This window comes from Dokdonella sp., assembly GCF_035511235.1.
Classification (GTDB): domain Bacteria; phylum Pseudomonadota; class Gammaproteobacteria; order Xanthomonadales; family Rhodanobacteraceae; genus Dokdonella.
In genome coordinates, this window is the sequence record NZ_DATKFQ010000011.1 from 30,485 (window position 1) to 55,803 (window position 25,319).

Annotated in this window: 20 protein-coding genes and 1 tRNA gene; 5 read left to right on the forward strand and 16 right to left on the reverse strand. The window is 69.6% G+C overall.

The genetic code is table 11. The features are described 5' to 3' along the window. Positions 1-97 precede the first annotated feature (97 nt). A complete protein-coding gene (mfd, locus tag VMR06_RS06290) occupies positions 98-3,559 on the forward strand; it encodes a transcription-repair coupling factor (protein ID WP_325374209.1) in 3,462 nt (1,153 codons plus the stop codon). Beyond that, the gene (locus VMR06_RS06295; protein WP_325374211.1) at positions 3,556-4,050 is read left to right on the forward strand and encodes a cupin domain-containing protein; all 495 of its coding nucleotides are present in this window, start codon (positions 3,556-3,558) and stop codon (positions 4,048-4,050) included. The genes mfd and VMR06_RS06295 overlap by 4 nt, the downstream gene beginning before the upstream one ends. A gap of 76 nt (positions 4,051-4,126) precedes the next feature. Here VMR06_RS06295 and VMR06_RS06300 read toward each other — a convergent pair whose 3' ends face one another. After that, on the reverse strand, positions 4,127-4,708 hold the full coding sequence (locus tag VMR06_RS06300; protein ID WP_325374213.1) for an NfuA family Fe-S biogenesis protein: 582 nt from the start codon (positions 4,706-4,708) through the stop codon (positions 4,127-4,129). 180 nt (positions 4,709-4,888) lie between these two features. On the opposite strand from VMR06_RS06300, the gene VMR06_RS06305 reads away from it, so the two are divergent. After that, on the forward strand, positions 4,889-5,239 hold the full coding sequence (locus VMR06_RS06305) for a 4a-hydroxytetrahydrobiopterin dehydratase (protein WP_325374215.1): 351 nt from the start codon (positions 4,889-4,891) through the stop codon (positions 5,237-5,239). Here the strand turns inward: VMR06_RS06305 and VMR06_RS06310 are convergent. After that, positions 5,232-6,188, reverse strand: coding sequence for an RluA family pseudouridine synthase (locus VMR06_RS06310; protein WP_325374217.1), 957 nt, complete (start codon positions 6,186-6,188; stop codon positions 5,232-5,234). The two genes, VMR06_RS06305 and VMR06_RS06310, sit on opposite strands and share 8 nt — an antisense overlap. Positions 6,189-6,583: 395 nt before the next feature. On the opposite strand from VMR06_RS06310, the gene VMR06_RS06315 reads away from it, so the two are divergent. Continuing rightward, positions 6,584-9,982, forward strand: a complete 3,399-nt coding sequence (locus tag VMR06_RS06315) for a ribonuclease E/G (RefSeq protein WP_414648076.1) — start codon at positions 6,584-6,586, stop codon at positions 9,980-9,982. 122 nt (positions 9,983-10,104) lie between these two features. Here the strand turns inward: VMR06_RS06315 and VMR06_RS06320 are convergent, their stop codons facing one another. After that, entirely contained in the window at positions 10,105-10,758 is a 654-nt protein-coding gene (locus VMR06_RS06320; protein WP_325374221.1) for a response regulator, read from the reverse strand. Between the two features lie 998 nt (positions 10,759-11,756). On the opposite strand from VMR06_RS06320, the gene VMR06_RS06325 reads away from it, so the two are divergent. After that, positions 11,757-11,846 (forward strand) — tRNA-Ser (locus VMR06_RS06325). Positions 11,847-12,040: 194 nt separating this feature from the next. Here VMR06_RS06325 and VMR06_RS06330 read toward each other — a convergent pair. From VMR06_RS06330 to secY, 13 genes are all read right to left on the reverse strand, one after another. After that, positions 12,041-12,463, reverse strand: coding sequence for a type II toxin-antitoxin system VapC family toxin (locus VMR06_RS06330; RefSeq protein ID WP_325374223.1), 423 nt, complete (start codon positions 12,461-12,463; stop codon positions 12,041-12,043). Beyond that, positions 12,460-12,714, reverse strand: coding sequence for a FitA-like ribbon-helix-helix domain-containing protein (locus tag VMR06_RS06335; protein WP_325374225.1), 255 nt, complete (start codon positions 12,712-12,714; stop codon positions 12,460-12,462). The genes VMR06_RS06330 and VMR06_RS06335 overlap by 4 nt, the downstream gene beginning before the upstream one ends. 429 nt (positions 12,715-13,143) lie before the next feature. Then, a complete protein-coding gene (locus VMR06_RS06340) occupies positions 13,144-13,911 on the reverse strand; it encodes an HAD-IA family hydrolase (protein WP_325374227.1) in 768 nt (255 codons plus the stop codon). Between the two features lie 86 nt (positions 13,912-13,997). Continuing rightward, positions 13,998-15,302, reverse strand: a complete 1,305-nt coding sequence (locus VMR06_RS06345; protein WP_325374229.1) for an amidohydrolase family protein — start codon at positions 15,300-15,302, stop codon at positions 13,998-14,000. After that, positions 15,302-18,463, reverse strand: a complete 3,162-nt coding sequence (locus VMR06_RS06350) for an amidohydrolase family protein (RefSeq protein ID WP_325374231.1) — start codon at positions 18,461-18,463, stop codon at positions 15,302-15,304. Before VMR06_RS06350 ends, VMR06_RS06345 begins: the two co-directional genes overlap by 1 nt. A gap of 138 nt (positions 18,464-18,601) precedes the next feature. Next, positions 18,602-19,993 (reverse strand): class II 3-deoxy-7-phosphoheptulonate synthase, encoded by a 1,392-nt coding sequence (locus tag VMR06_RS06355; protein WP_325374233.1) that lies wholly within the window; start codon positions 19,991-19,993, stop codon positions 18,602-18,604. Positions 19,994-20,082: 89 nt separating this feature from the next. Beyond that, positions 20,083-20,601 (reverse strand): disulfide bond formation protein B, encoded by a 519-nt coding sequence (locus VMR06_RS06360; protein WP_325374235.1) that lies wholly within the window; start codon positions 20,599-20,601, stop codon positions 20,083-20,085. A 148-nt stretch (positions 20,602-20,749) separates the two neighbouring features. Then, positions 20,750-21,139, reverse strand: a complete 390-nt coding sequence (gene rplQ / locus VMR06_RS06365; protein ID WP_325374237.1) for a 50S ribosomal protein L17 — start codon at positions 21,137-21,139, stop codon at positions 20,750-20,752. Positions 21,140-21,405: 266 nt separating this feature from the next. Continuing rightward, a complete protein-coding gene (locus VMR06_RS06370; RefSeq protein WP_325374239.1) occupies positions 21,406-22,404 on the reverse strand; it encodes a DNA-directed RNA polymerase subunit alpha in 999 nt (332 codons plus the stop codon). A gap of 16 nt (positions 22,405-22,420) precedes the next feature. Beyond that, positions 22,421-23,050 (reverse strand): 30S ribosomal protein S4, encoded by a 630-nt coding sequence (rpsD, locus tag VMR06_RS06375; RefSeq protein ID WP_325374241.1) that lies wholly within the window; start codon positions 23,048-23,050, stop codon positions 22,421-22,423. A gap of 76 nt (positions 23,051-23,126) precedes the next feature. Next, entirely contained in the window at positions 23,127-23,516 is a 390-nt protein-coding gene (gene rpsK / locus VMR06_RS06380; RefSeq protein ID WP_067648285.1) for a 30S ribosomal protein S11, read from the reverse strand. 18 nt (positions 23,517-23,534) lie between these two features. Further along, positions 23,535-23,891, reverse strand: a complete 357-nt coding sequence (rpsM, locus tag VMR06_RS06385; RefSeq protein ID WP_325374246.1) for a 30S ribosomal protein S13 — start codon at positions 23,889-23,891, stop codon at positions 23,535-23,537. A 111-nt stretch (positions 23,892-24,002) separates the two neighbouring features. Beyond that, entirely contained in the window at positions 24,003-25,316 is a 1,314-nt protein-coding gene (gene secY, locus VMR06_RS06390; RefSeq protein ID WP_325374249.1) for a preprotein translocase subunit SecY, read from the reverse strand. Between the last annotated feature and the right edge of the window lie 3 nt (positions 25,317-25,319).

The window sequence follows — 25,319 nt, forward strand, 5'->3', positions numbered from 1 at the left end:
GCCGATCGAGCCGGTACCCGCGCCGCGCCTGCTAGACTCCGGTTCTTTTTCGCGCTGGCAGGCGACCTGCCGGCGCTGCCGTCGTTCAGCACGCCCGATGACCCCGCCGATCGCTCCCGCCCTGCTTCCGACCTCCCCCAAGCAACGCCGCTACTGGATCACCCCGCCCGGCTCGGCCCTGTCCTGGCTGCTCGCGCAGACCGCACGGCGCCATCCCGGACTGGTCATCGCGGTGACGCGCGACACCCAGTCGGCGCATGCACTGGAGACCGAGATCGCCGCGTTCGCCGGCACGGACGTGGCCGTGCTGCAGTTTCCGGACTGGGAGACGCTGCCCTACGACCTGTTCGCGCCGCATCCGGACATCGTCTCGCAGCGCATCGCGACGCTGTACCGCCTGCCGCAGCTCGAACGCGGCGTGCTGGTGGTGCCGATCGCGACGCTGATGCAGCGGCTGGCGCCGCGCAGCTACATCGGCGGCACCAGCCTGGTGCTCGAACGCGGCCAGCGCCTGGATCTCGGCGAGGAGCGCCGGCGCCTGGAAGCGGCCGGCTACCGCAACGTCCCGCAGGTGCTCGAGCCCGGCGATTTCGCGGTGCGCGGCGCCCTGCTCGACGTGTTCCCGATGGGCAGCGCCAGTCCGTACCGCGTCGAGCTGTTCGACGAGGAGATCGAGTCGATCCGCACGTTCGACCCGGAGACCCAGCGCTCCGAACTCAAGGTCGAGCAGGTGCGCCTGCTGCCGGGCCGCGAGTTTCCGTTGACCGAGGAGTCGGCCAAGGCGTTCCGCGCTGTGCTGCGCGAGCGCTTCCCGATCGACCCGCGGCGCTGCCCGCTGTATCAGGACATCCGCGAGGGCGGTGCGCCGGCCGGCATCGAGTATTACCTGCCGCTGTTCTTCGAGCAGACCCAGACGCTGTTCGACTACCTCGCGCCGCAGGCGCTGTTCGTGCTCGATGCGCAGGCGCTCGAGGCCGCCGAGCCGTTCTTCGCGCAGGCCAGCGAGCGCTACGAGCAGCGGGCGCACGACGTCGAGCGCCCGGTGCTGCCGCCGATCGAGCTGTACCTGTCGCCGGACCAGCTGCGCGAGCGTCTGAACCAGCAGCTGCGCATCGAACTGGTCGCGCGCGGCGGCAACGAGCACGCGCTCGATACCGGCACCCAGCCGGTGCCGAACCTGCCGCTGCACGCCTCGCCCGAGATCGGCGCGGCCGAGCTCAAGCAGTTCCTGTCGGCCTATCCCGGACGCGTGCTGATCACGGCCGATTCGGCCGGCCGCCGCGAGACGCTGATCGAACAGCTCGACGCCGCCGGCCTCAAGCCCGCGACGGTCGCGTCGTGGTCGGACTTCGGCGGCGGCGCGGCCGGAGAGGCGCGTCTGACGATCACGGTGGCGCCGCTCGAGCGCGGCTTCGCGGTCACCTCGCCGCCGTTCGCGGTGCTGACCGAACGCGAACTGCTCGGCGAACGCGCGCAGCAGGCGCGGCGCCGCAAGCGCGCCGCGCGCGATCCCGAGGCGGTCATCCGCGACCTGTCCGAGCTCGCGATCGGCGCGCCGATCGTCCACGTCGACCACGGCGTGGGCCGCTACCAGGGCCTGATCAAGCTCGACATCGGCGGCGAAGGCGGCGAGTTCCTCGCGATCGAATACGCCAAGGGCGACAAGCTCTACGTGCCGGTCGCGCAATTGCAGCTGGTCAGCCGCTACTCGGGCACGCCGCCGGAGCTGGCACCGCTGCACTCGCTCGGCGGCGATGCCTGGGAGCGCGCCAAGAAGCGCGCCGCCGAGAAGGTGCGCGACGTCGCCGCCGAGCTGCTGGCGATCTACGCGCAGCGCGAGGCCCGCGTCGGCAACGCGCTGCCGGTCGATCGCGCGCTTTACGAGCAGTTCGCGGCCGCGTTCCAGTTCGAGGAGACGCCCGACCAGCTGCAGGCGATCGAGGCGGTCATCGCCGATCTGGCGGCCGGCCGCGCGATGGATCGCGTGGTCTGCGGCGACGTCGGCTTCGGCAAGACCGAGGTCGCGCTGCGCGCCGCGTTCGTCGCCGCGACCGCCGGCAAGCAGGTCGCGATCCTCGCGCCGACCACGCTGCTCGCGCAGCAGCACTACCAGAACTTCCGCGACCGCCTCGCCGACTGGCCGATCCGCGTCGACGTGCTGTCGCGCTTCAAGTCGAAGAAGGAGACCGAAGCCGCGCTGGCCAGGCTCGCCGACGGCCAGATCGACATCATGATCGGCACGCACAAGCTGCTGCAGCCGGACGTCAAGTTCAAGGATCTGGGCCTGGTGATCGTCGACGAGGAGCAGCGCTTCGGCGTGCGCCAGAAGGAGCAGCTCAAGAAGCTGCGCGCCGAGGTCGACCTGCTGACGCTGACCGCCACGCCGATCCCGCGCACGCTCAACATGGCGATGGCCGGCCTGCGCGATCTGTCGATCATCGCCACGCCGCCGGCGCATCGCCTGGCGGTCAAGACCTTCATCGGCAGCTGGGATCCGGCGCTGATCCGCGAGGCGTTCCAGCGCGAGCTGCAGCGCGGCGGCCAGGTCTACTTCCTGCACAACGAGGTCGACACGATCGAGAAGACCGCGCGCGAGCTCGAGGCCCTGGTGCCCGACGCGCGCGTGCGCATCGCGCACGGCCAGATGGCCGAGCGCGAGCTCGAGCAGGCGATGCTCGACTTCTACCGTCAGCGCTACAACGTGCTGGTCTGCACGACGATCATCGAATCGGGCATCGACGTGCCGACCGCCAACACGATCGTCATCAACCGCGCCGACCGCTTCGGACTGGCCCAGCTGCACCAGCTGCGCGGCCGCGTCGGCCGCTCGCATCACCGCGCCTACGCGTATCTGATCGTGCCCGACCACCGCTCGATCACCGCCGATGCCGAGAAGCGCCTGGAGGCGCTGGCCTCGCTCGAGGAACTCGGCGCCGGCTTCACGCTGGCCACGCACGACCTGGAGATCCGCGGCGCCGGCGAGCTGCTCGGCGAGGACCAGTCCGGCCAGATCGAGGAGGTCGGCTTCTCGCTGTACCGCGACATGCTCGATCGCGCGGTCAAGGCGCTCAAGTCCGGCAAGGTGCCCGACTTCGACCTGACCAGCGAGCACGAGGCCGAGATCGATCTGCACGTGCCGGCGCTGATCCCCGACGACTACCTGCCCGACGTCAACGCGCGGCTGACGCTGTACAAGCGCATCGCCAGCGCGACCGACGAGGACCAGCTGCGCGAGCTGCAGGTCGAGATGATCGACCGCTTCGGCCTGCTGCCCGAGCCGGTCAAGCATCTGTTCGCGGTGACCGCGATCAAGCTGGCCGCGACGCCGCTCGGCGTGCGCAAGCTCGATCTGGGCGCCAACGGCGGCCGCATCGTGTTCACGGCCCAGCCCAACGTCGATCCACTGACCGTGATCGGGCTGATCCAGTCGCAGCCGCGGGTGTTCGCGCTGGACGGCCAGGACAAGCTGCGGATCAAGCTGGAGCTGCCCGGCGCCGCCGAGCGCGTGCGCACCGCCAACGAGCTGCTGGCGATGCTGCGCGGCAAGCCGGCGCGATGAGCGCGGCCGCCGCGCCGCTGCATCCGCGTGCGGCCGAGCTGATCGTGCGGCTCGCGCTCGAGCCGCACGTCGAGGGCGGACGCTTCCGCCGCCTGCACGCCTCGAGCCAGCCCTCGGCGTTGCCCGGGCGTCCGGCCGTGACCTCGATCCACTACCTGCTGATCGCCGGCGAAGTCAGCCGCTGGCATCAGGTCGACGCCGACGAGATCTGGCATTTCCTCGAGGGCGATCCGCTCGAGCTGCTGTGTTTCGACGCGCAATGCGGGCGCATCGAGCGGCGGCGCCTCGGCCCGGCATCGGCAGAGCAGGCGCCGGTGGTCGTGATCGAGGCCGGCCGCTGGCAGGCCGCGCGTCCGCTCGGCGCGTATGCGCTGACCGGCTGCACGGTCGCGCCGGGCTTCGACTACGGCGGCTATCGTCTGCTCGATGATGCGCCCGCGGTCGCCGAGCGGCTGCGCGCGCTGGCGCCGGACCTGATCGATCTGGCCTGATCGCCGACGCTGTGGGCGAGCCAACCGCGGTCCGCAGACCTCCGGGCGATGGCGAGCGTGCGGCGGCGATGCGAGCTCAGCTGAAGTACGGATTCTGCCCGGTCGCGTGATCGGTCGCGTCGCGCACGCCGCTGATCTCCGGCACGCGCTGGCGCAGGGTCTGCTCGATGCCGTTGCGCAGGGTCGTGTCGACCATGCCGCAGCCATGGCAGCCGCCGCCGAACTGCAGCACCGCGATCCCCTCGCCGGTCAGCTCGCGCAGGCTGACGCGGCCGCCGTGCGAGGCCAGCTGCGGATTGATCTCGGTCTCGATGACGTGGCGCACCCGCTCCACGACGCTGGCGTCGGCCGCCAGCGGCGCGCCGCGCAGCGCCGGCGCGCGGATCGTCAGCTGGCCGCCGGTCGCGTCGCGCACGAAATCGACCTCGGCGCCGTCGAGGAACGGCACGCTGGTGCCTTCGACGTACAGCGAGAAGCCGCTGCACTCCACTTGCCACTCGTCGCCGTGCAGGTCGGCCGGCTCGCAGAACTCGAGCTGGCAGTCGCCCTGCGGCGTACCGGGATGGACCGCGCGCAGGCGGATGCCGAGGTCGGCGATCTCCTGCTGCTCGATCAGACGGCGGAAGTGATCCTGGGCGGTTTCGGATAGGACGATCATGGGTGCGGAGTCTAGCAGCCGTCGAAGGGCGCCCGTGGCGGGCGAGGTGTGCCGCGTGCCGGCGTCGGCGCATCGACGGCGCGAGCGGCGCGTTGGAGGCCCGTCGGTGATCGCATCGCCGCCGGAATGGCACGCAGCGCGCGCAGCCGAGCGCCTATACTCGCGTGTTCAGCCGACCCGATGGAGACCGCCGTGACCCTGACCGAGCTTCAGACCCAGTCCTGCCAGCCGCGCAAGGGCAAGGAGCACGCCCTGGACAGTGCGGCCATCGACGCGCATCTCAAGCTGTTGCCGGGCTGGAGCCGCGGCGAGGACGGCGAGTCGATCGTCAAGACGTTCCGCTTCGAGGACTTCCACCGCACGATGGCCTTCGTCAACGCGCTGGCCTGGATCGCCCATGCGCAGGACCATCATCCGGACCTCGAAGTCGGCTATGCGCGCGCGTGCGTGCGCTTCTCGACGCACGACGTCGGCGGCCTCTCGCTGAACGATTTCATCTGCGCGGCGCGCACCGAAGCCCTGTTCAGCTGAGCCGGTCGAGCACCTCACGCAGCGCGTCGGGCAGCGGCGCCGAAAAACCATAGCTGCGCTCGCCGATCGAGAACTCGAAGCGCGCCGCGTGCAAAAACAGCCGGCGCAGGCCGGCCTCGCGCATGCGGCGGTTGAACTCGCGCGAGCCGTACTTCTCGTCGCCGGCCAGCGGATGGCCGATGTGCGCGCAGTGGACGCGGATCTGGTGCGTGCGGCCGGTCTCCAGCGCGATCTGCGTGAACGTCGCGTCGGCATACTGCTCGACCTGGCGCAGATGCGAGCGCGACGGCTTGCCGTCCGGGTCGACCCGGACCATGCGCTCGCCGCCTTGCAGCACCGACTTGCGCAGCGGCGCGTCGACGGTCAGCCGCGCCTGCGGCAGGCGCCCCTCGAGCAGCGCCAGGTAGTGCTTGCTGACGCGCCCCTCGCGGATCTCGGTCTGCAGCGCGGTCAGCGCCGAGCGCCGCCGCGCCAGCACCAGCACGCCGCTGGTGTCGCGGTCGAGCCGGTGCACCAGCTCCAGCGTGTCGCGCGGGCGCGCCGCGCGCAGCAGCTCGATCGCGCCGAAGCTGACGCCGCTGCCGCCGTGGCTGGCCACGCCGGACGGCTTGTCGATGACCAGGAAGTCGCGGTCCTCGTGGATGATCGTCGCCTCGACGCGTTCAGCTTGCTCGGGCGGCGGCGCGGTGCTGTCGCGCTCGGCGGTCCGGACCGGCGGCAGCCGCACCTCGTCCCCGGCCACCAGACGCTGGTCCGGCTTGGCGCGCTTGCCGTTCACGCGCACCTGTCCGGTCCGCAAAAGCCGGTAGATCAGGCTCTTGGGCACCCCCTTCAGGCGGGTCGCCAGAAAGTTGTCGAGGCGCTGCCCCTCCCGATCGGCCGGCACGGCCACCTTCTGTACGCCCGGAACCGGGATTGCCTCGGGCGAATCGGCCGAAGTGCGCGTCATTATTGGAGATTTCCCGGGTCCACTGTTAGTATGCTGCGGCGCATTGCGCCAGTTCCGAGCCCCCATTTCGTGTCGGGGAGCCCGGCAACCTCGGGGCGCACGCGACCGTGGCGACCCGTCGGGCACCGCCCTCCGGCTCCGTAGGAGCGTTGGGCGGGAAGCGCGGGCATCGTAGCGGTTCGAGTCGGAGATTGCCCGTTGCCGGAACGGCGGCGGGGGTCCCCGGATGTGCGGCAACCCCATGACCGCCGGCGCGTGGAAGCGCGGGCACTGAACGAACAAGACGGCGCTCCTGAGGCCGATGCCCGCGAAACGCGGGTGACGCAGCGCGAACGATTCCAGCGCGCCGCGCGGCAGCAGTCGAGCGCTTGTGAAAGGAACCTACAATGAAGCGCATGTTGATCAACGCAACTCAGCGTGAAGAGTTGCGCGTGGCCATCGTCGACGGCCAGAACCTGTACGACCTCGACATCGAGATCCCCTCCCGAGAGCAGAAGAAGTCCAACATCTACAAGGGGCGCATCACCCGCGTCGAGCCGTCCCTGGAAGCGTGCTTCGTCGAGTACGGCGGCGAACGCCACGGCTTCCTCCCGCTGAAGGAAATCTCCCGCCAGTACTTCACGCCCGGCGCCGACCACAACAAGGCCGGCATCCGCGAGCTGCTCAAGGAAGGCCAGGAACTGCTGGTCCAGGTCGACAAGGAAGAGCGCGGCAACAAGGGCGCGGCGCTGACCACGTTCATCAGCCTGGCCGGCCGCTACATGGTGCTGATGCCGAACAATCCGCGCGCCGGCGGCGTGTCGCGCCGGATCGAGGGCGAGGACCGCCAGGCGCTCAAGGAAGCGCTCGACCACCTGAACGTGCCCGAGGAGATGGGCCTGATCGTGCGCACCGCCGGCATGGGCCGCGACGCCGAAGAACTGCAGTGGGATCTGGACTACCTGCTGCAGCTGTGGAAGGCGATCTCCGAGGCCGCGACCACGCGCCATGCGCCGTTCCTGATCTACCAGGAGTCGCGGCTGATCATCCGCGCCCTGCGCGACTACCTGCGCAACGACATCGGCGAGATCCTGATCGACAGCGAGGACCTGTACAACGACGCGCGCGAGTTCGTGCAGCAGGTCATGCCGAACAATCTGCGCAAGCTCAAGCTGTACAAGGACACCGTCCCGCTGTTCTCGCGGTTCCAGATCGAGACCCAGATCGAGAACGCGTTCGAGCGCCAGGTGCGCCTGCCGTCCGGCGGCTCGATCGTGATCGACCAGACCGAGGCGCTGACCGCGATCGACATCAACTCGGCGCGCTCGACCAAGGGCGGCGACATCGAGGAGACCGCGTTCAACACCAACTGCGAGGCCGCGGTCGAGATCGCCCGCCAGCTGCGCATCCGCGACGCCGGCGGCCTGATCGTGATCGATTTCATCGACATGGACAGCCCCAAGCACCAGCGCGAGGTCGAGGAGAAGCTGCGCGACGCGCTCAAGCTCGACCGTGCGCGCGTCCAGCTCGGCCGCATCTCCAAGTTCGGCCTGCTCGAGATGTCGCGCCAGCGGCTGCGCCCGAGCCTCGGCGAATCGACCCAGATCGTCTGCCCGCGCTGCGACGGCCACGGCCGCATCCGCAGCGTCGAATCGCTGTCGCTCTCGGCGCTGCGCCTGGTCGAGGAGCACGCGATGAAGGAGAGCACCGGCCAGGTGCTGGTGCAGGCGCCGTCCGACGTCGCCAACTTCCTGCTCAACGAGAAGCGCAAGCAGCTGACCGAGATCGAGCTGCGCCAGGACGTGGCGGTCATCGTCGTCGCCGACGAGAAGCTCGAGACCCCGCATCTGGAAATCCAGCGCCTTCGCGCCGCCGACATCGGCGAGGACAGCGTCAAGCCGAGCTATCAGCGCCTGACGCCGGTCCAGCCGACCGAGCTGCCGCAGATGGCGCGCCCCAGCGTCGAGCCCGAGCAGCCGGCCGTCACGCGCGTGGTCCCGGCCCAGCCGGCGCCGCTGCGCGAAGAGGAAGCCGACGCCGAGCCCGCCGCTGCCCCGGCTGCAGCACCGGCCGCCGCACGCCCCGCCCCCAGCGGCGGTCTGCTGTCGCGTCTGATCGGCTGGTTCCGCGCGGCACCGGCCACCCCGGAAGCGCCGGCGGCCAGGCCGGTGGCCAAGCCCGCTTCGGCCTCGGCCAAGCCTGCGCAGCGCAGCGACCGCGATCGTCCGAAGCCGGGCGGACGCGAGGGTCGCGACGGCCGCAGCGAAGGTCGCGGCACGGGTACCTCGGGCCGTGGCGGCCAGGGCGGCGCCTCGCGCGACCGCAACGACCGTAACGACCGCGGCAGCCGCTCCGGCGCGCCGCAGTCGGGCCGCCCGAACGAGCGCGGTGCCCAGGCCAAGCGTGCCGACAACCGTCCGGCCGCCGCCTCCGGCGAGCCGCGCGCCAATCCGGCCGCGAAGCCGGCCGCGCCGGCACCGACCGCGGCTGCCGCCACCACCGGCGCAGCGGCGACCGTCGCCGCTACGTCGAGCCCGGCCGCAAGCCTGCCGTCGAGCGACCCGGCCAAGCCCGCATCGATCGCAGCGGCCCCGACCGAGAAGCTGACGACGACCGTCGACGCGACCGTCACCAGCGCTGACGCGCCGACCGCCGATGCCGCATCCGGCGAAGGCAAGACCGGCGAAGGCCGTTCGCGCCGCCGCGGCCGCCGCGGCGGCCGCCGCAACCGCAAGGGCGCCGACGGCGCACCGCTGCCGAACGGCAGCAGCGCCGCCGACGACTTCGACGACGAGGACGCCGATCGCGGCACGCCTGCCACGCCGGCACCGCGCCCCGCTTCCGCTGCGCGTCCCGAGCCGACGCTGGCCGCCCTGCCCGCCGCGACGAAGCAGACCGACACCGACCCGCGCGGCGGCAGCGACAAGGTACCGGCCGAGAAGGCACCGGCCGACAAGGCGCCGATCGCGGCCTCGGCGCCGGCCTCCGCTTCGACCGGCAGCCCCACGCCGGCCTCGTCCCCTGCCCCGGCTTCGACGCAAGCTTCGACGCCGGCGTCCACGCCGGTCTCGGCTCCGGCCGCGAGCGCGCCGGTGACCTCGACGCCCTCGCCCGCCTCGGCTCCGATGCCGGCAGCGACCGCGACGTCCACGTCCCCGCCGACCCCGGCGCCGGCCGCGACGCCGACTCCGAGCCAGGCCCCGGCCGCGGCTCAGACCGCAGCGGCCGCGACGACGCCGGCCGCGAGCACACCGACGCCGACGCAGCCGGCACCGATCCGCACGCCCGCATCGGCGGCCGACACGGCACCCGCCGCGACGGCGAAGCCGACCGTGACCGCCCCGCCGGCACCGGTGTCGACTCCGGCTCCGGCTGCAGCCTCGAATCCGGCGTCCGTGTCCGCACCGGTTCCGACCCCTGCGCCGATCGCGACGCCGAGCCCGACCCAGCCGGCCCCGACGCGTGCGCCGACACCGCCTGCCGCCTCGGCACCTGCGCCGGCGTCGACGCCGTCGCCGGTCGCTGCACCGGCTGCGGCATCGACGCCGACGCCGAGCCAGGCTCCGGCCGCGGCCAGCGCTCCGGCATCGACGCCGAAACCAGCGCCGGCTCCGACCGCCTCGGCACCTGCAGCGATCCCGACGCCCACGCCGGCCGCCGCCCGCCCGCAGCCCGCGACTTCGACACCGGCCTCGAGCCCGTCCGACGTCTCGGCCTCGCAGACCGAACTGCCGCTGTCGCGCCCGGCTGCCAGCCGCAGCGATTCGTCCGACGCGGCGAACGCAGCGCCGAAGCGCGAAGAAAAGCCCGACTGAGGCCCCTCACCTGCCGCCCCAGGCCCCGACGCGATCGTCGGGGCCTGACGGCATTGCGGGCACATCGCGGCGCGGCGTGGCCACTGCGGCCCGCCGTCACGGTGTAACGACAGGGATTCCGCTCAGGGAGCGGTCAACGGCCGGTCGATCAGCCCGTGCTGGCCGGCCAGATGCGCCAGCGCGACCGTGTTGTCGATGTGCAGCTTGTCGAACAGGCGGTATTTGTAGGTCGCCACGGTCTTGGCGCTCAGGTTCATGACCTGCGCGATCTCGCGCATCTCGCGCCCCTGCGCGAGCATCATCGCGACCTCCAGCTCGCGCGCCGTCAGCGTCTCGAACGGCGACCCGCTGCCGTGCCCGTCCAGCGCGCTCAGTGCCAGCTGCTCGGCGACGTGCTGGGCCAGATAGCGCCGGCCGTCGGCGACCACGCGGATCGCGCGCAACAGCTCCTCGGCCGCGCAGCCCTTGGTCAGATAGCCGCCCGCGCCGGCCTCGAGCAGGCGCCGCGGAAACGGCGAATCGCTGACCATCGACAGGATGATGATGCGCGTCGGCAGCTTCGCGCGCTGCACGCGCTCGGTCAGCTCCACACCGCTCAGGCCCGGCATGTGCACATCGACCAGGGCGACATCGGGTTTCTCGCGGCGGATCAGCGCGAGTCCGTTCTCGCCATCGGCCGCCTCCCCGACCACGGTGATGTCCGCCTGCGCGGCCAGGATCATCCTGAAACCGGTGCGGACCAGTTCGTGATCGTCGATCAAGACTGTTCGGATCATGCGCCCCTCCCCTGTACCGACGCGTTCAGTTTCCGCCCCAAGCCCTTCGGCTGACAACCCCGGAAAGGTAAGAGAATCGTCACAAGCGCGCATTTGGTGACCGATCGCACGCTTTTGGCCCAGCATGTAGACTGTCGCGCCGCTTGGGCGGCGTCAGGCCACGTCGAACCTGCGTCGTGACGGTACTATGCGCCGCTCCGGAAGAGTTGAATTCTCGCGCGTCAGTCAGGCTGCCGAGAGCAGGCATTGGCCGAGGGTCGACGGCCCGAGGGGGCATGTGTCCAGAAGTCGCGGGCTGGCAACGCCGGTCGCCACGGTATGGACGCGGCTGAAACAACGGAGAGATGGCCGAGCGGTTTAAGGCACCGGTCTTGCTCGCGTAGGCAGGATGCCGGAGCGAACATCGGCCGCAGGCCGATGGCCCGAAGGGCGAGGGACTGGAAGTCCCGAGTCAAACCGGCGACGCCGGGCTACATCGCAATGGATACGTCTGAATAACGGAGAGATGGCCGAGCGGTTTAAGGCACCGGTCTTGCTCGCGCAGGCAGGACGCCGAAGCGAACATCGGCCAAAGGCCGATGGCCCGAAGGGCGAGGGACCGGAAGTCCCGAGTCAAACCGGCGACGCCGGGCTACATCGCAATGGATGCGTCTGAATAACGGAGAGGTGGCCGAGCGGTTTAAGGCACCGGTCTTGCTCGCGTAGGCAGGATGCCGAAGCGAACATCGGCCAAAGGCCGATGGCCCGAAGGGCGAGGGGCGAGGGGCGAGGGGCACGATGCCCCGAGTCAAACCGGCGACGCCGGCTCACAAGGCAATGGATGCGTCTGGAACAACGGAGAGATGGCCGAGCGGTTTAAGGCACCGGTCTTGCTCGCGCAGGCAGGATGCCGGAGCGAACATCGGCCAAAGGTCGATGGCCCGAAGGGCGAGGGGCACGATGCCCCGAGTCAAACCGGCGTCGCCGGTCCACAAGGCAATGGATACGTCTGGAACAACGGAGAGATGGCCGAGCGGTTTAAGGCACCGGTCTTGAAAACCGGCGAAGGTTCACCCCTTCCGTGGGTTCGAATCCCACTCTCTCCGCCACCTCGGTCTCTCTGGGCACGCCCACCGCCGCGCGTGCCCACTCGCCAGTGTTTCGCGCAGTTCCGCTTTGGATTTTCCGCACGGCAGATCGCGCAGCCGGCGACCGGCGTGATTTCGGCGTAGCCGGAGCCAGGCCCGAAGGGCAGTGCCATCGTCTTCCAATCCCCCTCTCAAAGCCCGAGGCGTCCTGACCTTCAGCCTCTGGAAGCCCAAGGAGTGAGAACCGGAACGCCCGCAGCGTTGAAGGCGCTGGCATCGCGCGTGGCGACGACGAAGCCGTGAGCGGTCGCGATGGCAGCGATATAGCCGTCCGGCGTTGGAAAGCCCTTGCCCGCTTTGCGGGCCGCAACGGCAAGGCCGGCGTAGTGACGGGCCGCATCGGTATCGAAGGCGAGAATTCTGTTCTCGAACAATGTGAGTACCCCATCGAGCGTGGTGGCGAGCATCTGTTTGCGCCGTCCATCCGGCAGCGCGCCGACGCCGAACAGGAGTTCTGCAACGGTCACGCTGGAAATGTAGAGGGTTTCAGCCACCTGCTCGTCCAGCCAGTCGCGCACTGCGGCGTCCGGCTCCGGCTTCATTGCCTCGGAGACGACATTCGTATCCAGCACGATCATTCGAAACTTACCGGTGTGGCGGGCGTCGTGTCGCGCGCCCGTTCCAACGCCTCGAAATCGGCATTGGACAGGCCGGCCTCGCGACTCAAGGCCGACAGGGCGGACCCGAGGCGCAGGCGCTGGGGGGGACGAACCGCCGCTTCCAGAATGTCACGTATTTCCGCTTCGGTACTTCGGCCATGACCGGCAGCACGCAACTTGAGGGCGCGATGGGTTTCGTCGGAGAGGTTGCGAATGGTGACCGCGGGCATATGATGGCGCCTTCTATCACATGATAGCAATGCCATCATTATATTAATCTTGCTATCGATCGACAAGATCGACCGTCAAGGGCACGGCTGACCGACGCTGGTCGCATCCAGGTCGCTCCGAACTATGAGAACAGCACCTTTCGTGCTTCGTCGTCGCCCGGCGCTTACCGATGGCCGGGCGACGAACGGATTGCTCCGTTTGACGAGGGAATCTGCCCTGACGCCGACCCACTCGTCCATGGCCCACGCGCAATGCGTTCGGCCAGCACCACACCCTCGTGCTTGACCATGATCTCGAATGCCGAATGCTCCCCACCTTCTCGACAAAGGCCACCGCTGCGAACGAGTGGAGATTCGAAGGACGGCGGTCTACCACGGCAGCGATCGGCGCTACCTGGCGTCCGTGCACTGTCCCTGCGGATGGGTCGCTCAGCGCTTCGCCTCGCCCCACCAACTCTGCAGATCGGCAAGGCCGACGAACTGCTCGGCATCCGCCTCACCGTCCTCGCCGATCGGATCGCCCGCCACCGCCAAACCCGGCAACACCCGCAGCGCCCCCTCGAAATCCTCGCCGCGCGTGTAGTCGTTGAACGTCACCACGGTCGCAATGCCGGCGGCACGCGCCGCCAGCAGGCCCGCGCGCGAGTCCTCGATCGCCAGGCACGCCTCGGCCGGCAGGCCCAGCCGTTCGAGCACGTGGTGATAGATGCCCGGATCGGGCTTCTTGCGCGCGCTGTTCTCGGCGGTACCGATCGCCGCGAACGCATCGAGCAGGTCGGCATGGCCGGCGTGCTCGAACAATGCGAGCACGTTGGCGCGCGTCGTCGTGGTCGCGATCGCCAGCGCGATGCCGGCGGCGTGCGCCTCTTCGAGCAGGCGGACCACGCCGGGGCGCCAGGCGATCGCGCCCTGCTCGACCAGCTCGAGGTAATGGGAAGTCTTGCGGCGGTGCAGCTGCTCGGCGAGGGCCTCGCGCTCGTCGAGCGGCCAGGCCGGCAAGGCGTCGGCCATGTAGTGCAGCAGCCGCTCGCGGCCGCCGGCGACCTGCAGCAGATGGCCGTAGACGTTCTCGTCCCAGCGCCAGGCCAGCCCTGCGTCGTCGAACGCGCGGTTGAACGCGACGCGATGGCCGTCACGCTCGGTGTCGGCCAGCGTGCCGTCGACGTCGAAGATCAATGCGCGCAGCGAGTCGGCCATCGCCTCGGTCCGTGGGCCGCGGCGCGGCCCGGGCCGACAGCATGCCACAGCACCCCGTCCGCGCCGACGCGCGGACGGGGCCGGTATCAGCCCTTCGGCTCGCCGCGATACTTGCGCTGGTACTGCTGGTACAAGCGCGACTGCTTGTTGGCCAGGTCGACCTCGCGGCCGGCCACCCAGGCGCGCTCGACGACCGTGCGGATGTCGAGGATGTCGCCGTCGGCGACGAACAGCGTGGCGTCCTTGCCGGCCTCGAGCGAGCCGAGCCGGTCGGCCACGCCGAGGATCTGCGCCGGGGCCAGCGTGATCGCGCGCAGCGCGGCCTCGGCGCCGAGACCGTGCGCGGCGTAGCTGGCGGTCTGGTACGGCAGGTTGCGCTCGTTCATCGCGGCCATCGCGTCGCCGTCGTTGGCGATCGCCAGCGTCACACCGGCGGCGGCCAGGCGGCCGGCCGCCGCGAACACCGTGTCATAGCCTTCCCAGCGGCGCATCGGCAGGTTGTGCGAGGAACCGAGGATCACCGGCACGTCCTGGGCCTTGATCGCGGCGGCCATGCGCCAGGCGTCGGCGCCGCCGACGATTACGATGCGCAGCTTCTCGCGTGCCGCGAACGCCAGCGCCTCGCGGATCTGCACGGCGTCGTTGGCGAGCACCAGCAGCGGCATGCGGCCTTCGAGCACCGGCAGCAGGGCCTCGTCGCGCAGGTCGGCGACACTGACCGCACCGGCCTGCCGGGCGGCCTGATAGGTACGCGCGTCGCGCAGCGCGCGATCGAGCGCGTCGCGCTTCTTCTGCACGCCTTCGCGCACGCGCTGCTTGCGGTCCTCGGGCAGCCAGTCCGGCACGCGCGCGGACGGCCAGGCCACGACCATGCCGACCGAGGCGGCAACCGTCATCTGCTCGTAGGTCCAGCCGTCGGCCTGCATCAGCGCGGCCTGTCCGGCGATCACGCCGTCGCTGCCAGGACGCGGCATGATCAGTGCGCTGAGCACGCCGTTGGCGCGCGCGACCGGCCACAGCTCGGTGTCCGGATTGACGGCCACCTCGGCGCGCACTTCCGGCGTGCTGGCACCGGCCTCGCTGTAGTCGTTGGTCGCGCGGACCGCCGAGACCTCGGTCAGGCCGAGAATGCTGTTGGCGGCGATCAGGCCCGGATAGACGCGCTTGCCGGCCAGGTCGATGCGCGTGGCGCCGTCGGGCGCGGCGACCTCGCGGCCGAGCGCGGCGATCTTGCCGTCGCGGATCAGCAGCTGTCCGGCCGGAATCACGCCGTGGCTGATCGTGTAGAGGTCCGCGCCGGTCAGCAGCACCGGAGCGGCGGCGGGCGCATCGGCGGCGACGGCCGGCGACAGAACGGCCGCCAGCGCGAAGGAAGCCAGTAGCCGTTTCATCAGTGCGCCTCCAGGCCGGAGCAGAGGTGGATCGATTCGCCGTCGTGGTAGATCGGGCGGAGCCGGTCGAGGCCGAAGCCGTCGTCGTGATCGTGATCGTGATCGTGGCCGACCGGCTTGGGCGCCGGCGCGGCTGCGTCGTCCTTCTTCGCCGCCTTGTCGCCCTTCTTGACCAGCGCCTTGACGCGCTCGGGCAGGATCTGCGCGATCAGACGCGCGCGCTCGCTCTCGATGCGCGCCTGCTCGGCGCGGTCCTCGGCGCGGTCGAAGTACTTGCGACCGTCGATCCAGGTCTGCTCGGCATAGGCCAGCGTCGACAGCGGGCTGTCGCTCCAGATCACGAAGTCGGCGTCCTTGCCGCGCTCGAGCGAACCGACGCGATCGTCGATGCGCAGCTGGCGCGCCGGATTGCGCGTGACCAGATCGAGGGCGGCGGTCTCGGACAGGCCGCCGTACTTGACCGCCTTGGCGGCCTCGGTATTGAGGCGGCGCGCCATCTCGCCGTCGTCGGAATTGAACGAGACGACGACGTTCTGCGCGGTCATCAGCGCGCCGTTGTACGGGATCGCGTCGACCACCTCCATCTTGTACGCCCACCAGTCGCTGAAGGTGGACGCGCCGGCGCCGAGTTCGGCGAGCGTGTCGGCGACCTTGTAGCCTTCGAGGATGTGCTGGAACACCGGCACGAACTTCAGGCGCTGCGCGATCCGCGCGAATGCCAGGATCTCGTCCTGCCGGTAGCTGTGGATGTGCACGATGCGCGTGCCGGCCAGCACCTCGGCCAGCGCTTCCAGGCGCAGGTCGCGCCGCACCGGCGCGGCGCCCTTTTCGGCGCGCCGCGCGGCGTAATCGCGCGCGGCCAGGAACTGGTCGAGCATGATCTCCGGCACGCCCATGCGCGTCTGCGGATAGCGCGAGGTGAACTCCGAGCCCCAGTTGGACTGCTTGACGTTCTCGCCGAGCGCGAACTTGATCGTCGGCGTGGCGCCGTCGAAGCGCAGTCCCTGCGCGTCGGCGCCCCAGCGCAGCTTGATCATCTGCGCCTGGCCGCCGATCGGATTGGCCGAACCGTGCAGCAGCTGCGCGGCGGTGACGCCGCCGCCGAGCTGGCGGTAGACCGTGACGTCGGTCGGATCGAGCACGTCGCCGACGCGCACCTCGCTGGTCACCGCGTGGGAACCTTCGTTGACGCCGCGCGAAATCGCGATGTGCGAATGCGCGTCGATGATGCCGGGCGAGACGTGCTTGCCGCGGCCGTCGATCTCGACGGTGCCGCGCGGCACGGCCAGACCGGTGCCGATCGCGGCGATGCGGCCGTTCTCGACCAGCAGGTCGGCGCCGTCGAGGCGGCCCTGCGGTCCCTGCGTCCAGATCGTCGCGTTGCGCACGACCACGGCATCAGGCTGCGCCGGCAGGCCGCTGCGGCCGAACTCGCCGGCCGGATAGCGCAGCGGCGAGGCCGGCAGCGCCGGGCGCGCCTCGGCCTTGGCGGCGGCCGGCGCTGCCGGACGCGTGCGCTGGCCGCTGACCACCGCCTCGGCGCCGCCCGGCAGCGGCACGCGGCCGTGCAGGCGGTCGCCGTCGACGGTCGCGACCATCGAGATGCGTTCCTCGCTGCGGCCGAACAGGCTGCCCGGCGGATACAGCAGCAGCTGGCGCTGGTTGATCGTCGCCGGCACCGAGACACCGCCGGCAGTGACCGCCGGCTCGGCCGCTTCGCCGGCGATCTCCAGCTGCGCCGGCCCGTTGGCACCGCGCCAGGTCAGCGCCCAGCTGCCGCGCACGTCGGCCGGTTCGGGCCCGATCTCATAGCGGCGGCCGCCGATCCAGGTCTCGTGGATGCGTGCCTTGTCCGAGCGGAACAGACCGGCATCGGCGACGATGAAATCGGCGCGCTTGCCGCGCTCGAGCGTGCCGACGCGATCATCGACGCCGAGCATCGCGGCCGGGCGGCTGGTCAGCGCGGCCAGTGCGACCGACTCGTCCAGGCCCTTCTCGACCGCCTTGCGCAACGCCGGCCAGAACTCGTCGGGCTTCTTGAGCGCGCCGGCCGTCAGCGCGAAATCGACGCCGGCCTCGGCCAGCACGCGCGCGTTGTACGGCGCCCACGCCCAGTGCTCGAGCTCGCCGAGCGAGACGTCGAGCGCCAGGTCCGGATCCTCGATCGCCGGCGCCTCGACCGTCTTCAGCGGCACGATCACCGGAACGGCGGCGCTCTTCAGCACGGCGGCCATGCGGTACTCGTGGCCGTTGCCGGCGAGAATCGGGCGCAGCGAGAACTCCTTGGCGATAGCCAGCGCGCGCTGGTAGTCGAGCTCGTCCTCGGTCGCGAAGATCACCGGCTGGCGGCCGGCCAGCGCCGGCGTCAGCGCGTCGAGCGCGTCGTTGGCCTCGATGCGCTCGGCCTGGCGGTGCTTGTCCTGCCAGGTCAGGCGCTGCTGCTGCCATTGCGCGTCGAGGAAGGTCTGCCGGATCAGCGCGATTGCGCCCATCAGCGAGGTCGGATAGTCGTCCGAGCCGCGCGCCTGCTCGAACGCGACCTGCAGCGCCGCCTGCGGCGCGATCAGCATCTCGTTGAGCCGCGGACTGTCGGCGGCGCTGACCAGGGCAGCCTGGCCGCGGAACACGCCCTGCTTCGGCGTCGACAGCACGCTCGTGAAGCCGTTGCCGCGCAGCGCGGCGGCGCGCGCGGCATCGGGCTTGAGCGTCTCGGCGACGCGCAGCTCGGGCGTCACGCGGCGGTTCCAGTGGCCGGCACCGGCACTGGCCTCGGACGCGGCCGGCGTGCGGCCCATGCCCTCGCCGCGTGCGGGCGGTGCGGGCGCCGGCTGGCCGTAGTCGCTGCCGGCGTCGATGAAGCCGGCGAACACGCTGCGGCCGCCGAGGTCGGTAACGGCGGCGTCGGCCGGAATCGAAACCTTGCCGCCGGCGGCGACGATCATGCCGTCGCGGATCAGCAGCGTGCCGTCCTCGACGACGCTGCCGGGCTTGATGACCAGGCGCGCATGCGTCAGCGCAACCGTCCGCGGCGTGCGATCGGCGATGCCGGCGACCGGCGAGGTGCCGACCTGAGCGCCGGCATCGGCCGCGAGCAGGCACAGCAGCAGCGAAGACACGGTCAGGCGCCACGCGCCGATCCGCGCCGATACGACATCTCTCATCAAGCGATCCCCCACTGGCCGACACGCCATGATAGACGGGCCGGACGTCGCGCCTAGCGACAAAGGTCATGGCCGCGGCATGCCGTCGACGTTTGGCGCCCGGCGGCGCGCCGCGGAACGGCGGCGGGCCGCGCGCCGTCAGAGCGAGGCGTTCGCGCCGACCACGCCGCGCTTGTGAACGATCAGCATCGCCATCTCCAGCGCCTGCTCGTAGTTGAGCCGAGGATCGACGGTGGACTTGTACGCGCGTGCGAGGTCGGCTTCGGCCAGCGAGCGCGCGCCGCCGAGACATTCGGTGACGTTCTCGCCGGTCAGCTCCAGATGCACGCCGCCGAGCCGCGTGCCGGCCGCGGCGTGGATGTCGAAGGCCTTGTCGAGCTCGCCGCGGATGTTCTCGAAGCGGCGCGTCTTGTAGCCGTTGACGAGCGACTCGGTGTTGCCGTGCATCGGGTCGCAGCACCACAGCACCTTGCGCCCGGCCGCGCGGACCGTGGCCAGCAGCGGCGGCAGCGCGGTCTCGATCCGGTCCACGCCCATGCGGTGGATCAGCGTCAGCCGGCCGGCCTCGTTGGCCGGATCGAGTACGTCGATCAGCCGCAGCAGCTGGTCCGGCGTGACCGACGGACCGACCTTGACCGCGATCGGATTGCGGATGCCGCGGAAGTACTCGGTATGCGCGCCGTCGATCGCCGCCGTGCGCATGCCGACCCACGGGAAATGCGTCGACAGGTTGAACCAGCCCCACTGCCGCGGCACCTGGCGTGTCAGCGCCTCCTCGTAGTGCAGCAGCAGCGCCTCGTGCGAGGTGAAGAAGTCCACGCGCTGGAAATCGCTGACCGGGCGGCCGGCCAGCGTCTCCATGAAGCGCAGCGAGTCGCCGATCGACTCGACCATGCGCCGGTAGTCCTGCTGCAGCGGCGAATGCTCGACCCAGGCCAGATCCCAGTACTCGGGATGGTGCAGGTCGGCGAAGCCGCCGTCGATCAGCGCGCGGACGAAGTTCATCGTCATCGCCGAATGGGCATGACCGCGGATCAGGCGGCGCGGATCGGGTACGCGCGTCTGCGCGTCGAACGCCGGTCCGTTGACCAGATCGCCGCGATAGCTCGGCAGCGTCACGCCGTCGCGCGTCTCGGTATCGGCCGAGCGCGGCTTGGCGTACTGGCCGGCGAAGCGCCCGACGCGCACGACCGGCAGCTGCAGCCCGTGCACGAGCACCAGGCTCATCTGCAGCATGACCTTGAGCCGGTTGGAGATCAGCGGCGAGGTGCAGTCGTCGAAGGTCTCGGCGCAATCGCCGCCCTGCAGCAGGAACCGGCGCCCTTCGGCCGCCTCGGCCAGCAGCTGGCGCAGCGCGAGGATCTCCCAGGACGTCACCAGCGGCGGCAACTGCGCGAGGCGGCCCAGCGCCTCCTCCAGCGCCGCCGGGTCCGGATAGACCGGCTGCTGCACCGCCGGGCGCGCGCGCCACGACGATGGCGACCAGTCGGCGGCGGCACGGACGGGCGAGATCGAGCGTTCGGGAATCATGGCGATGGGCTCTGCGGTTTTTTGCGCCGCACCATCATGCCACAGCCGGCGGCCTTAAGAAGGGCGCCGGCCGGATACCGCATCGAGCCTCAGCGCGCCGGTTGCGGGCGGCGCCAGCCGGCATAAAGCGCGCCGGCACCGAGCAGCACGTACCAGATCAGGGTCCAGCCCGGCATCGTGATGCCGAGGAAGCGCCAGCGCACGTCGCCGCAGTCGCCGGAGCCGGTGAACGCCTTGCGGATCGCGTCGTGCAGCGGGAACGCGTCGAGCATGTACGCGAGGCCCGGGCCGCAGCCGGCCAGCAGCGGATCGGGCGGATTCATCTGGATCCACAGGTGCCGTGCCGCGATGCCGACGCCGATCAGCGCCGCGATCGCGACCGCGGCCGCATAGACGCGCCGCCCGCGGGCGGCCGGACCATGCACGGCGCCGGCGATGAACAGCAGCGCCATCGCAATGAAGACGATGCGCTGGAAGATGCACATCGGACAAGGATCCTCGCCCATCACGAACTGCTCGTAGTACGCGTACGCCAGCAGCGCGATGCACGCGAACGCGCCGAACGCGAACTGCGCGCGGAACGGCCAGCGGAACGGATTGAGGCTCATCGTCGATTTCCTCCCAGGACTGAATCTGTGCAGACCGCCGCCGAGCCACCGCGTTCCCGACGGCGTCGAAGCGGCCGACAAAAAAGAAAGGCCCCGGTCGGGGTTACCAACCGGGGCCTGGATCTGTCACGGTGACGCGCGGACCCGCTTACTCGGCGGCGTCGCCGTCGCTGCTCTGGCGCGGACGGTCAAGCAGCTCGACGTAGGCGAGCGGTGCGTTGTCGCCGGCACGGAAGCCGCACTTGAGAATGCGCAGGTAGCCGCCCTTGCGCTCGCGGAAGCGCGGGCCGAGCTCGACGAACAGCTTGCCGACGGCCTGCTTGTCGCGCAGACGCGCGAACGCCAGGCGGCGGTTGGCGACGCCGTCGACCTTGGCCAGCGTGATCAGCGGCTCGGCGACGCGGCGCAGTTCCTTGGCCTTGGGCAGCGTGGTACGGATCAGTTCGTGCTTGAACAGCGACGCGGCCATGTTGCGGAACATCGCTTCGCGGTGGCTGCTGGTGCGGCTGAACTTGCGGCCGGCTTTCTGGTGGCGCATGGAGAAATCCTCTGGTCTCGATTGTTATGAGAAACCGGCGCCTATGTCCGGATTCCCGCGGTGACCCGCTGTTAGTCAGCCCTCTAGGAACGGGCTGTTATTTGAAAGTGCGGCCATGGATGGTCGCTTCTGGACTTCGACGAAGACGCTTGCGCATCCCCTCGCGGCAAACCGGCCGCAGCAGCGATCAAGGACGATCGCAAAAATAAACTTCAAACAACACGGCCGTGAGCGACGATCGTCACTCACGGCCGCGTCAAAAACCCTCAACCCAGCTGCATGCCGTGCACGAGGCCCGACGGCGGCCAGTTGTCGAGCTTCATGCCGAGCGACAGGCCGCGCTGACCGAGCACGTCCTTGATCTCGGTGAGCGACTTCTTGCCGAGGTTCGGCGTCTTGAGCAGCTCCACTTCGGTGCGCTGAACCAGGTCGCCGATGTAGTAGATGCTCTCGGCCTTGAGGCAGTTGGCCGAACGCACGGTCAGCTCGAGATCGTCGATCGGACGCAGCAGCACCGGATCGACGCCGCCCTTGTCGGTCTTCGCGCTGTCGCTCTCGCGACGCGTGAAGTCGCCGAACACCGAGATCTGGTCCTGCAGGATTTCTGCGGCCTTGCGGACCGCTTCCTCGGCATCGATCGCACCATTGGTCTCGACATCGAGCACCAGCTTGTCGAGGTCGGTGCGCTGCTCCAGACGCGCGCTGTCGACCTGATAGGCGACGCGGCGGACCGGACAGAACGAGGCGTCGATCTGCAGACGGCCGATCGGGCGCGCTTCCTCGTCCGGCAGACGGCGGGCGGTGGCCGGCTGATAGCCGGTGCCGCGCGCGACCTTCAGGCGCATGTTGAGCGCGATGTCCTTGGTCAGATGGCAGATCACGTGATCGGGATTGACGATCTCGACCGAGTGGTCGACCGTGATGTCGCCCGCCGTGACGACGCCGCGGCCCTTCTTGGACAGCGTCAGCGTGGTCTCGTCGTTGCCGTGCATGCGGATGCCGACGTCCTTGAGGTTCAACAGCACCTCGATGACGTCCTCCTGCATGCCCTCAAGCGTGGTGTACTCGTGGAGTACACCATCGATCTCGGCCTCGACGATCGCGCTGCCGGGAATCGACGACAGCAGAACGCGACGCAGCGCGTTGCCGAGCGTATGGCCGAAGCCACGCTCCATCGGCTCGACGACGACCTTGGCGCGGTTGGCGCCGATGCGCTCGACGTTGATGCCACGCGGACGCAGCACGTTTGTGGATGTTCCTGCCATGAACAGGGGCTCCGAATTACTTAGAGTAAAGCTCGATGATCAGACTCTCGTTGATATCCGAGGGCAGATCGGAACGCTCCGGCAGCGACTTGAACACGCCGCTGGCCTTCTTGGCGTCCACTTCGATCCAGCCGGGAACGAGGTCCATTTCCTGGGCGACGGTCAGCGCTTCCTGCACGCGCAGCTGCCCGCGGGCGCGCTCGGTCAGGGCCACTTCGTCACCGCTCTTGACCTGGTAGGAAGGCAGATTGACCTTCTTGCCATTGACCAGCACGGACGCGTGCGACACCAGCTGGCGGGCCTGGGCGCGCGTGACCGCGAAGCCCATGCGGAAGATCACGTTGTCCAGGCGCGACTCGAGCATACGCAGCAGGTTCTCGCCGGTATTGCCCTTCTGGTTCGACGCCTTGTGGTAGTAGCTGCGGAACTGACGCTCCAGCAGACCGTAGATCCGCTTGACCTTCTGCTTCTCGCGCAGCTGCACGCCGTAGTCCGACAGACGGCCGCGCTTGGCGACCGGTCCGTGCTGGCCGGGCTTCTGCTCGAGCTTGCACTTGGAGTCGATCGCGCGAGCCGGGCTCTTGAGGCTGAGGTCAGCGCCCTCGCGGCGAGCGAGCTTACAGGTCGGTCCGATGTATCGAGCCATTTTAGATTCTCTTTCCGAAAAGTCCGGCCAACGCTGGCCGGTTCTTGATTCTCGCGATCAGGAACGATCGCACCGGTCAGACGCGCCGCTTCTTCGGCGGGCGGCAACCGTTGTGCGGGATCGGGGTCACGTCGACGATGTTGGTGACCTTGAAACCGATGTTGTTCAGGGAACGCACCGTGGACTCGCGACCCGGGCCGGGGCCCTTGATGCGGACTTCGACGGTCTTCACGCCGTACTCCGCCGCAGCGCGGCCGGCCTTCTCGGCCGCGACCTGCGCGGCGAACGGCGTCGACTTGCGCGATCCACGGAAACCCGCGCCGCCGGCGGTGGCCCAGGAGAGCGCATTGCCCTGGCGGTCGGTGATCGTGATGACGGTATTGTTGAACGAAGCCTGCACGTGTGCGACGGCATCCGTCACGACGCGCTTGATCTTCTTCTTCGGCTTGGCAACCGGCTTATTCATTGGCTGATCCGGACTCGATTACTTCTTGATCGGGCGACGCGGGCCCTTGCGGGTACGCGCATTGGTGCGGGTGCGCTGGCCGCGCAGCGGCAAGCCGCGGCGATGGCGCAGACCGCGATAGCAACCCAGGTCGATCAGGCGCTTGATCGACATGCCGACTTCGCGGCGCAGATCGCCTTCGACCGTGTAGCGGGCCACTTCGTGACGCAGTTTCTCGATCTCCGACTCGACCAGATCCTTGATCTTGGCGGTCGGATCGACGCCTGCGTCGATGCAGACCTTCTTGGACCGCGTACGGCCAATACCAAAGATGCTCTGCAGCGCGATCCCGACATGTTTTTGGACCGGCAGATTGACACCCGCTATGCGCGCCATTGGAACTCTCTCCGAAAAATGCGCCGCGCACTCGGCGCGGCGAACTGGCTATTCTAACGTAACAAACTCAAATCTGGAAGGGCATGCCGCAGCATCCCTGGTCTGGCCGGCTCAGCGCCCGCGCAGGTTCGCCTTCTTGAGCAGGCTGTCGTACTGGTGCGACACCAGATGCGCCTGGATCTGGGCAATGAAATCCATGACCACCACCACGACGATCAGCAGCGAGGTTCCACCGAAGTAGAACGGCACGTGCCAGGCATTGCGCATGATGTCCGGAATCAGGCAGACCGCCACCAGGTACAGCGCGCCGGCGCCGGTCAGACGGGTCAGCACGCCGTCCACGTAGTCGGCAGTCGCCTTGCCGGGACGGATGCCCGGGATCAGCGCGCCGGAACGCTTCAGGTTGTCGGCCGTTTCCTGCGAGTTGAACACCAGCGCCGTGTAGAAGAACGCGAAGACGATGATCAGGACCGCCATCACCAGCATGTGCAGCGGCTCGCCCGGGCCCAGGGCCGAGGTCAGCATCTGCAGCCAGCGGATGTCGCCGGAACTGCTGAACCAGGCCGCCGCCGTCGCCGGGAACAGGATCAGCGACGAGGCGAAGATCGCCGGGATCACGCCCGCCATGTTGACCTTCAGCGGCAGGTGCGAGGTCTGGTTCTGGTAGGCCCGTCCGGCACCGCCCTGACGGCGCGCGTAGTTGACCGTGATGCGCCGCTGGCCGCGCTCGACGAAGACGACGAACGCCGTCACCGCCAGCACGACCACCAGCACTGCCAGCACCTTCAGGTAGTTCAGCTCGCCGCTCTGCGCCATGCCGAGCGTGTGCACCACCGCCGACGGCAAGCCGGCGACGATGCCGGCGAAGATCAGCAGCGAGATGCCGTTGCCGACACCGCGCTCGGTGATCTGCTCGCCCAGCCACATCAGGAACAGCGTACCGGCGGTGAGGCCGACCACCGTCGTGAACACGAAACCCGGACCCGGCGTATAGACCACGCCCGGCTGCTGCTGCAGCATCGAAGCGACGCCGAACGACTGGAACAGCGCCAGGCCGACCGTGCCGATGCGCGTGTAGGTAGTCAGCTTGCGCCGTCCGGACTCGCCTTCCTTGCGCAGCTGCTGCAGCGACGGCACCACCGCCGCCATCATCTGCACGACGATCGACGCGGAGATGTACGGAATCACGCCGAGCGCGAACAGCGAGAATCGCTCCAGGGCGCCGCCCGAGAACATGTTGAACATGTCCAGCAGGCCGCCGGCCTGGTCGACCAGCCGCGTCATCGCCTCGGGGTTCACGCCGGGAACCGGAATGAACGACCCGAAGCGGAACACGATCATCGCGCCGAGCACGAACAGCAGGCGCTGCTTCAGCTCGGTCAGCTTGCCGAGCGAAGCGAGTGCACCGGATTGCGAAGCGGCCACGTT

Bases quoted from the DNA above. Each gene is read 5' to 3' on its own strand.
- VMR06_RS06335 (WP_325374225.1), bottom strand. From the start codon at position 12,714: ATGCCCGCGGTCACCATTCGCAACCTCTCCGACGAAACCCATCGCGCC.
- VMR06_RS06355 (WP_325374233.1), bottom strand. From the start codon at position 19,993: ATGATTCCCGAACGCTCGATCTCGCCCGTCCGTGCCGCCGCCGACTGG.
- VMR06_RS06330 (WP_325374223.1), bottom strand. From the start codon at position 12,463: ATGATCGTGCTGGATACGAATGTCGTCTCCGAGGCAATGAAGCCGGAG.
- VMR06_RS06360 (WP_325374235.1), bottom strand. From the start codon at position 20,601: ATGAGCCTCAATCCGTTCCGCTGGCCGTTCCGCGCGCAGTTCGCGTTC.
- VMR06_RS06350 (WP_325374231.1), bottom strand. From the start codon at position 18,463: ATGAGAGATGTCGTATCGGCGCGGATCGGCGCGTGGCGCCTGACCGTG.
- VMR06_RS06370 (WP_325374239.1), bottom strand. From the start codon at position 22,404: ATGGCAGGAACATCCACAAACGTGCTGCGTCCGCGTGGCATCAACGTC.
- rpsD (WP_325374241.1), bottom strand. From the start codon at position 23,050: ATGGCTCGATACATCGGACCGACCTGTAAGCTCGCTCGCCGCGAGGGC.
- mfd (WP_325374209.1), top strand. From the start codon at position 98: ATGACCCCGCCGATCGCTCCCGCCCTGCTTCCGACCTCCCCCAAGCAA.
- VMR06_RS06295 (WP_325374211.1), top strand. From the start codon at position 3,556: ATGAGCGCGGCCGCCGCGCCGCTGCATCCGCGTGCGGCCGAGCTGATC.
- VMR06_RS06310 (WP_325374217.1), bottom strand. From the start codon at position 6,188: ATGACGCGCACTTCGGCCGATTCGCCCGAGGCAATCCCGGTTCCGGGC.
- VMR06_RS06315 (WP_414648076.1), top strand. From the start codon at position 6,584: ATGTTGATCAACGCAACTCAGCGTGAAGAGTTGCGCGTGGCCATCGTC.
- VMR06_RS06320 (WP_325374221.1), bottom strand. From the start codon at position 10,758: ATGATCCGAACAGTCTTGATCGACGATCACGAACTGGTCCGCACCGGT.
- rpsK (WP_067648285.1), bottom strand. From the start codon at position 23,516: ATGAATAAGCCGGTTGCCAAGCCGAAGAAGAAGATCAAGCGCGTCGTG.
- VMR06_RS06300 (WP_325374213.1), bottom strand. From the start codon at position 4,708: ATGATCGTCCTATCCGAAACCGCCCAGGATCACTTCCGCCGTCTGATC.
- rpsM (WP_325374246.1), bottom strand. From the start codon at position 23,891: ATGGCGCGCATAGCGGGTGTCAATCTGCCGGTCCAAAAACATGTCGGG.
- rplQ (WP_325374237.1), bottom strand. From the start codon at position 21,139: ATGCGCCACCAGAAAGCCGGCCGCAAGTTCAGCCGCACCAGCAGCCAC.
- VMR06_RS06305 (WP_325374215.1), top strand. From the start codon at position 4,889: ATGGAGACCGCCGTGACCCTGACCGAGCTTCAGACCCAGTCCTGCCAG.
- VMR06_RS06340 (WP_325374227.1), bottom strand. From the start codon at position 13,911: ATGGCCGACTCGCTGCGCGCATTGATCTTCGACGTCGACGGCACGCTG.
- VMR06_RS06345 (WP_325374229.1), bottom strand. From the start codon at position 15,302: ATGAAACGGCTACTGGCTTCCTTCGCGCTGGCGGCCGTTCTGTCGCCG.